Below are 2,133 nucleotides of genomic sequence, written 5' to 3' on the forward strand. Positions count from 1 at the left end.
TCATTTCGGTCAAGGCCGCTGATAGCAAGGGGTTTCATGATATTTCCCTGGGATTAAAATGAGTTGAGTGAACAGGCAAAAAGAATAACTTCAGATGTTTTCTAACTTTTTAACGTTGTAATTTTATGTTTATCAACAAAACAGGTTTCTTTGCGCCAATAATCAGTCTTTTAAAAATTCAATGAAAAATTTGAATTAACTGACCCATTATAGAGCATAAAACCAAACTCCCGTTAGCTAGGGCTAAGCACAGAAAAATCATGAACCCTTGCATGTCTATTAGACTTTTGATGAGTACTCGCGACACACGCAGCCTTTTTATTTATGATTAATTATTTCGGAAAAAAGTCTCTGGTAGTAAGGAGTGTCATGATATTTTCTTGGGGAACTAATCATTGAGGTCATGTTTAATTTATATAGACGACGAGTGACGGATACAATTTTTTTCTCCTTACTTTGCCTTCGTAGTACCTAAATATAATCAGATCGAAAAACTGTTTCATCTGCAAAACAGATGATTGCATCAACTGCTTAGGCCCCCCAGTAAAGTAGGATATAACTCAGTTCCCGTACCTCTAACAGGCTTCTGATCCTGTTACCTTGCAGGATATAAAGGTTGTTGCATCGTAAAAACAAGTTTTTTATGAGGCGACTGACATATTAAAGCGCCAGTTTTTACCAACCTGATGTCGAATCAGTTCAGAATTATAAGACTGTATTTAAAGACCCTATTCAAATTCAAATTCAAATTCAAATTCAAATTCAAATTCAAATTCAAATTTTTAGGGCGTATCGTCTTTTGCAACATTCGCTGACTATCGAATTTTTTTCTGTAACTTTTCGATGACAATCTGGGATGGGTTTTGTCAATAACGACTTTCTAACCGTCATCTGCATAACTTGCCAACCAGCGGAAAACTGTAAGCAAACTTTCACTATAGGTCTTGGTAACTGAAGAAGTCTTCCCTTCAGTAATAGCTTTAAAGGCTTGTGGGCACATAATTTGAAGAGATTAATGCATGGATAATGCAGACATCGCCAGTCAGAGGTACGTTTTCATTTCATGAATGCTATTTTTGTATGACATTACTTTCAATAAGCTTGGTAAATTAAGGCTTGCCTAAATAATTATCTGTTAAGTTTTCTGTAGGTTTATATTCTTGATAGGGTTTGTTGACCAGTGCTTTTAGCATTCCTAATCCTCGATAATAAGACCGCTTGATCTTCATTGCTCTAACTTTTGGCAAAAACGGTGTAAATGGTAAAATCATTGCACTAGGAATAAGGCGAATCATTCCTTGTAATGCGAGTAATGTTAATTTAGTAATTGAAGGATCAAGGGCTATTTCCGTGATAGTATGGGTATTACCTAAACGCAAAAAACGATTGCATAGCCATGACTCAGTGAGACGGCTCGCTGGTACGTCCTCCCATACTTTAGCTCTAGCTGACCAGACGATAATATGCCCTTTACAAGCAGCTTGCTTGAAAAATAAATGGTCGCTGCCACCTGTATAACGCATGTTTTCATTGAAGCGAAGTGATTGATCGTCAAACACGTGAGACTTGATCAATACATTATTTGACGCTGCATTGTGTAATACTTGCCCATCTTCATATCGTTGACGGTCGTAAAATCCTCCATTAATAATCCAAAGAGGTACTGTGTCAATTTCATAAACTGGGAAAACTGGTCCCCAAATGATTGAAGCATTAGATTTATTCTGCATATCTACCATTGCTTCCAGCCAATTAGGATCAACATATTCATCATCATCTAAAAATGCAATCTTATCCGCACTGAGAGCAAGTGCTTCTTTTATCGCTCGGTTACGAGCAAATGGAATTCCCGGCTCTGTCTCTTGATGATAAGCAACATGAAAATTAGTCTCATGATGCCACTCAGTGACTATTTTTTGAGCAGATTGTTGCGGATCATTGTCTACGATAATCAATGCTATGCTAGGTGAGTTTCTCGTACTAAAATATAAATTGTCCAACGATTTTAATAGTTTTAATAACCCTTCTGGTCTACGGCAAGTGATAATACAGATAGCAATTAGTATTGACATAATAAAAGACTCAAAATATTGTTTTGATGATGAATAATATCGACATATATAATGTCCACGG

Annotated in this window: 1 protein-coding gene; it reads right to left on the minus strand. The window is 36.5% G+C overall.

All coding sequences use genetic code 11. The features are described from left to right. Positions 1-1,109 precede the first annotated feature (1,109 nt). A partial coding sequence (locus D791_RS18465; protein WP_237748714.1) for a glycosyltransferase family 2 protein occupies positions 1,110-2,133 on the minus strand: 1,024 nt, incomplete at its 5' end.

Source organism: Nitrincola nitratireducens, from assembly GCF_000585235.1.
In the GTDB taxonomy this organism is placed as follows: Bacteria; Pseudomonadota; Gammaproteobacteria; order Pseudomonadales; family Balneatricaceae; genus Nitrincola; species Nitrincola alkalisediminis.